This window comes from Micromonospora sp. NPDC049089 (genome assembly GCF_040648775.1).
Lineage (GTDB): Bacteria > Actinomycetota > Actinomycetes > Mycobacteriales > Micromonosporaceae > Micromonospora.
In genome coordinates, this window is the sequence record NZ_JBEZEH010000304.1 from 1 (window position 1) to 5,646 (window position 5,646).

Below are 5,646 nucleotides of genomic sequence, written 5' to 3' on the forward strand. Positions count from 1 at the left end.
GGCACGGTCCCGCCGCGGCCGAAGGGCGTTGCCTTCGAGCGAAGCAAGTGGTCACCCAGGCCGTTCTCCGGCCGCTCAGATACGAAAGACTTGTTGCGAAATCGGACTGGCAGGAGGTATAACCGAAAGGAGTCTTTCGTTAAGGGGTGCTGATGGAGCCGAACGAGCCGGAGCGCCGGGTGCGCGTCCAGGACGCGACCAAGCTGCGCGCGCTCGCGCATCCGCTGCGCCTGCGGCTGCTGCGCTACCTGCTGGCCGCCGGCCCGAGAACCGCCGCGCAGTGCGCCGAGGCCCTGGACGACACCGGCGCGAACTGCAGCTACCACCTGCGTCAACTGGCCCGGCACGGCCTCATCGAGCGGGCCAACGCCGACGGGGCCAATCAGCGTGACCGACCGTGGCGCGCCGCCGCGACCGGGTTCGAATTTCTGCCGGATCCCGATGACGCCGAGGGCCGGCAGATCAACGACGCGCTTACCGCCCTGGGGGTCGACGAGGTGTTTCGGTCGTTGCAGCGCTACCAGCAGCAACAGCACAGGCTGACCGACGAGTGGCAGGAGAGCGCCACCTTCCACAACTACACGCTCGCGCTCACCCCGGAGGAGCTGCGGCACCTCACGCTGACCCTGGACGCCGTCATCCGGCCGTACCTGCGCCCGTTGCGCAGCGCGCCCCCCAGCGGCGCCCGGCCGGTCAGTCTCAACCTGCAGGCGTACCCCACGCCCGAGTTGATCTGAGATGGTGGCGCTGCTGCGACACCGCAGCTTCGCCCTCGTCTGGGTTGCCGGGCTCTTCTCCAGCGTGGCGAGCTGGCTGCTGCTCACCGGGCTGCCGATCTACGTGTTCGGGGTGACCGGCTCGGCGCTCACCACCTCCGCCGTCTTCCTCGTCGAGCTGCTGTGCGGGATCACGGTCGGATCGTTCGCCGGTGCTCTCGCCGATCGTTTCGACAAGTTCCGGTTGATGAGCTGCGTCGCCGTGTTGCAGGCAGCGGTGGTGATCCCGCTGCTCGGTCAATCCGACCACCATCTGTGGATCATCTCGCTGGTAGCCGGCGCGCAGGCGGTGCTGACCCTGACGTTCGACTCCGCCCGCAACGCCGCGCTGCCACGCCTCGTCGAGCCCGCGCACCTGGTGCGCGCCAACAGCGTGGTGGCGCTCAACATCAGCGTCGGACGTCTCGTCGGAGGTTCGCTGGGTGGGTTCGCCATCACGCGCGACGGCACCCGCTACCTGGCCGTCGGCGCAGCCGTGGCCTTCGTGATCACGGCAGCACTGATCGCCGCCGCCCGCCGGGCCGCCCACCACACCGCCGCGGATCCGGCGACCCCGGACCGTACGTCATCGTTCCTCACCGCGTGGCGACACGGCCTCACGGCGATGCTGCGCAACCGCGCCGTGCGGGTGACGATCGTGAGTGTGGCGTTGGGCGGCATCGCGCAGGGCCTGTTCGTCGTGCTCTTCGTGGTCTTCGTCAGCCGCGCCCTGCACGCCGACGGCACCCTGACCGGTGTGCTGCGCGGCGTCCAGGCGATCGGTGGGGTCGCGGGTGGGCTCATCGTCGGCATGCTTGGCGCCCGGCTCAGCCCCCGTCTGCTGATGAGCCTCGGGGCGACCACCTTCGCACTGATCAGCCTCGTCATCTGGAACGGGCCGGCGGTCACCCGTCAACCGGAGTGGTACATCGGGTTGTTCATTCTGGTCGGCGCGCCAGGCATCGCGTACGCCAGCGGAGCTTTCGCGCAGATCCAACAGAGCGTGCCCGACACCGAGTTGGGCCGGGCCTTCGGCGTCTACTACGCGATCTTCAACGCCGCACAGGGGCTGGGCATGGCGGCTGCCGGCCTGCTTGGCGACGTGCTCAGCGTCGTGCTCGTGCTCAACGTGCAGGCTCTGTTGTACCTGGCCTCCGGTGCGGTCGCCTACGTGGGCCTACGGTCCGTACGGCAGCAACGCGCGGCCGTACGGCGGCGCGCCACAGTGGACGCTGGTTAGCCGCCTGTCGCCAGCTTCGATGACACGCCAGACAGTTCGGTTTCATCCACGAACGTGGGGCTCGGGTCGACCCGAGTCCCACGGTTCGCGCGAACGGCAGCCGCGCCTATGCGCCGGCGATGGCCTTGAGTGCGGTGTCGAGTGCCTGGTCCGCTGGGACGGGAACGTCGGGCATCACTCCGACGCCCTCCCAGTTGGTGCCGGTGACGCTGTTGATGGTGCGGGCGGTCGGCACGGTCACGAGGATGTGTTCGGTGACCGGGTGGCGGGCTGTGGGATGCGCGCCGCCGCGTGTCGTCTCACCGACGACGACGGCCCGGCCGTGCGCCTGAAGGGTGTACGCCACGTCCTCGCCCCCGGAGAACGTCGCCGCGCTGGTCAGCACGTACACCGGGCGGTCGGCGTAGCGCGGCGCGGGAAGGTGCGCGGTCGTCCAGAACTGGCGGGTGGCGCCGGTGGACCGCTCGTAGAAGTCGTTGAGGTGCACCTGGTCGTCGCGGAAGAAGTAGCTGCACCACATCGCGGCTCCCTCCGGTGTTCCGCCGGAACAGGCGCGCAGGTCCAGGATGAGCGCGGAGCTGAGGGCGGCCAGTTGCATGGCCGCGCCGATCGCGGCAGCGCCCTCGTCGGCGTACGCGATGCGCCGCACGTCGATGAACCCGACGTTGCCGTCCAGGTGCTCGACCCTGCGGATGCCCTGGTTCTCCGCCCTGAGCAGCGCGAGGAACGCCGCCCGCCCGCCGTCCTCGTCCGCTGGATCAAGCGACTGCGGCTGCTCCGACCACAACAGCCGCAGATGCTTGTCCGGGCACACCTGCTGAAGATGAGCGGTGACCGTCTCGCAGAGCGCCGGCCCGTCCAGGCCGTCGTACTCGCCCGCCGCGAGACGATGTCGGATCGCGGCGTCGATGTCAGCGACCTTCTCGGGAAAGACGTAGCCCGCCCCGATCCGATCCAGGGCCTGTCCGATTATCTGTTCGTGTGAGAGCACGACGGGCCACGTTAGACCGCGAACAGCGTCAAGACCAGCGAATTGCGCGCAGCGGCTCAGGAGCGCGGCAGCATGCCCACGAGCGACGTGATGATGGCGACCCGCAGGGCTGTCCGTAGGTCGACGTGGTGGACCGCGAGCGCCGGCTCGGACTCGTAGACGGCGAGCAGGCTCGGCGGCGGTGAGGTGTAGGCGGACAGCGCGCCGGCCATGATCAAAGCGTTCAGGCAGAACAGCTCGGCGTTGTCGCCGGCTTCGGGCAGGTGCCGCCGGACGAGGCCGGCCATCACCGCCAGCTTGCCCAGTGCGGCCCGCTTGTGCCGGCGGGCCACCTCGACCGAGACGTTGTGTTCGAGCACCCCGCCCTGCGCGCCGAACAGATCGCAGAGCACCGTCTGGGCGGCGAGCGAACGGCTGAGCACGTCGGCCGTCTGCTCCACCCGTTCCATCGCCGGCCGGCTCACGTCGACACCGTCGGCCAGCTCCTGCTCCAGCTCGGCCAGCCAGGTCGCCGTCCGGTCGTCCAGCAGGTCGAGCAGGATCGCCTCGCGGGACTCGAAATAGCGCAGCACCGCCGTCTTGGCCAGGCCGACCCGCCGGCTCAGCTCGTTCAGGGTCACCTCGGCCACCGGCATCTCGTCGAGCATCGCCGAGGTCGTCTCCAGGATGGCCCGGCGCCGGACCTCACGCTGCTCCTCGCTGCGCGCCCGCTGGAACGTCATGACACCAACCCTATCTTAGGTACCGGCGGTCCCTTGACAGCGTACCGGTGGTACATTACCGTTCAGGCATAAGTTACCGGCGGTACCTAAGGAGCCTGAAATGAAGTGGACCGAGCAGCAGATTCCGCGCCAGGACGGCCGGGTGGCCGTGGTCACCGGCGCCAACACCGGGCTGGGCTTCGAGACCGCCCGGCGGCTCGCCGAGCGCGGGGCGTCGGTCGTGCTGGCCGTACGCGACACGGAGAAGGGCAAGGCGGCCGCCGCCCGCATCAACGGCGATGTCTCCGTACGGGAACTGGACCTGACCTCGCTGGAGTCGGTGCGCGGTGCCGCGGCGGGCCTGCGCGCCACCCACCCGCGGATCGACCTGCTGATCAACAACGCCGGCGTGATGTACACCCCGAAGCAGAGCACCCGCGACGGCTTCGAGATGCAGTTCGGCACCAACCACCTGGGCCACTTCGCGTTCACCGGCCTGGTGCTCGACCTGCTGCTGCCCGTGCCCGGCTCGCGAGTGGTCACGGTCAGCAGCGTCGGCCACCGCATCCGCGCCGCCATCCACTTCGACGACCTTCAGTTCGAGCGTTCCTACAGCCGGGTCGCCGCCTACGGCCAGTCGAAGCTCGCCAACCTGATGTTCACCTACGAGTTGCAGCGCCGGCTCACCGCGCACGGCACCACCGTCGCGGTGGCCGCACACCCCGGCGTCTCCAACACCGAGCTGATGCGCAACTCCCCGGCGCTCGTCCGCGGACCGATCACCTGGCTCGCTCCGGCGATCACCCAGTCCCCGTCGGCCGGCGCGCTGCCCATCCTGCGGGCCGCCACCGACCCGTCCGTCCTCGGCGGGCAGTACTACGGCCCCGACGGCCTCGGTGAGACGCGCGGCTACCCGAGGCTTGTCACTTCCAGCCCCGACTCCTACGACGTGAGCGTGCAGCAACGCCTCTGGGCTGTTTCGGAAGACCTCACCGGCGTACGGTTCCCGCTGGGCCGGGCAGCCGTCGCGGCGTGACCGCGCCAAAGGGTGGGCGCGTGGCCCGGGCGACTGCCCGCGCTTAGTTCGGGTCCTGTTAGTCGCGGCCGACCCAGGTGGCGACGCAGGCCTCGTTGCCCTCGGCGTCGGCCAGGACCCACCACATGGGCGCGTGCGCGTCGGACACCAGGCGGCCGCCGGCGGCCAGGGCAGCGGCGATGCGAGCCTCCGCCTGATCGTGCGGGACAGCTATGTCGAGGTGCATGCGGTTGCGGTGTGGGCGCGCCTCGGCCATGTGCTGCAACCCGAAGCCCGGGCCGCGCCGTAACGGATCGAACAGGTGGTCCTCGCCGATCTGGCGGTAGCCGAGCAGCGCCCGCCAGAACGGCAGAACGTCCGCGCTGGCGAGTGCGTCGAGGGTGATGTTGACGAGTTGGACGGCGGTCGGATCGGCGCGGATGTCCAGCTCCTTGGCGGCGGCCGAGACCCGCCGCGCCAACGCGATGTCGCGCCGAGCCAGGCTCACTGACACGCCGGTGGCGCGCAGGTCGACGCTGAGGTACTGCTGCTGGGTCTCGTCGGTGAGCCGGCCGATCTCGTCGACGAGCGCGATGCCCTCGGCCAGTGAGCCGGTCGGGAAGTGGGCCGAGACCAGGTGGTAGAGGGAGCGCCAGTCCTCGACCCCGTCGGCCGCGTGGAAATGCGCGGCAGTGATCTGCGCAGTCATGTCGGCGAACCTAACATCGGCGGTGTTGCCTCCTGGCGTTCACAGCTGGGCGACGACCACCCGGGTGGCCTGGGCGATGAGCGCGTCGTCGGGGGTGGCGTCCTTCGTGTCGCGACTGGACAGCACCGCCAGCACGATCGGGGTCCGGTCGGGCGGCCAGATCACCGCTATGTCGTTGCGGGTGCCGTACCCGCCGGTCCCGGTCTTGTCCCCGACCACCCAGCCGGCCGGCACC

General features: G+C 70.0%; 7 protein-coding genes. 3 read left to right on the forward strand and 4 right to left on the reverse strand.

All coding sequences use genetic code 11. From position 1 onward, the window contains the following. Positions 1-152: 152 nt before the first annotated feature. On the forward strand, positions 153-737 hold the full coding sequence (locus AB0B48_RS31545) for a winged helix-turn-helix domain-containing protein (protein WP_357207978.1): 585 nt from the start codon (positions 153-155) through the stop codon (positions 735-737). A gap of 1 nt (position 738) precedes the next feature. Then, entirely contained in the window at positions 739-1,995 is a 1,257-nt protein-coding gene (locus tag AB0B48_RS31550; protein ID WP_357207981.1) for an MFS transporter, read from the forward strand. A 106-nt stretch (positions 1,996-2,101) separates the two neighbouring features. Here the strand turns inward: AB0B48_RS31550 and AB0B48_RS31555 are convergent, their stop codons facing one another. Next, on the reverse strand, positions 2,102-2,986 hold the full coding sequence (locus AB0B48_RS31555; protein ID WP_357207983.1) for a S41 family peptidase: 885 nt from the start codon (positions 2,984-2,986) through the stop codon (positions 2,102-2,104). A gap of 56 nt (positions 2,987-3,042) precedes the next feature. Further along, complete coding sequence (locus tag AB0B48_RS31560; RefSeq protein ID WP_357207986.1) at positions 3,043-3,708, reverse strand: TetR family transcriptional regulator; 666 nt, start codon at positions 3,706-3,708, stop codon at positions 3,043-3,045. A 100-nt stretch (positions 3,709-3,808) separates the two neighbouring features. On the opposite strand from AB0B48_RS31560, the gene AB0B48_RS31565 reads away from it, so the two are divergent. Beyond that, positions 3,809-4,723, forward strand: coding sequence for an SDR family NAD(P)-dependent oxidoreductase (locus tag AB0B48_RS31565; RefSeq protein ID WP_357207989.1), 915 nt, complete (start codon positions 3,809-3,811; stop codon positions 4,721-4,723). 58 nt (positions 4,724-4,781) lie between these two features. On the opposite strand, the gene AB0B48_RS31570 is transcribed toward AB0B48_RS31565, so the two are convergent. After that, the gene (locus AB0B48_RS31570) at positions 4,782-5,411 is read right to left on the reverse strand and encodes a VOC family protein (protein ID WP_357207992.1); all 630 of its coding nucleotides are present in this window, start codon (positions 5,409-5,411) and stop codon (positions 4,782-4,784) included. 39 nt (positions 5,412-5,450) lie between these two features. Then, positions 5,451-5,646: serine hydrolase (locus tag AB0B48_RS31575; RefSeq protein ID WP_357207994.1), on the reverse strand; the 196-nt coding region annotated here is incomplete at its 5' end.

Bases quoted from the DNA above. Each gene is read 5' to 3' on its own strand.
- AB0B48_RS31545 (WP_357207978.1), top strand. From the start codon at position 153: ATGGAGCCGAACGAGCCGGAGCGCCGGGTGCGCGTCCAGGACGCGACC.
- AB0B48_RS31550 (WP_357207981.1), top strand. From the start codon at position 739: ATGGTGGCGCTGCTGCGACACCGCAGCTTCGCCCTCGTCTGGGTTGCC.
- AB0B48_RS31560 (WP_357207986.1), bottom strand. From the start codon at position 3,708: ATGACGTTCCAGCGGGCGCGCAGCGAGGAGCAGCGTGAGGTCCGGCGC.
- AB0B48_RS31565 (WP_357207989.1), top strand. From the start codon at position 3,809: ATGAAGTGGACCGAGCAGCAGATTCCGCGCCAGGACGGCCGGGTGGCC.
- AB0B48_RS31570 (WP_357207992.1), bottom strand. From the start codon at position 5,411: ATGACTGCGCAGATCACTGCCGCGCATTTCCACGCGGCCGACGGGGTC.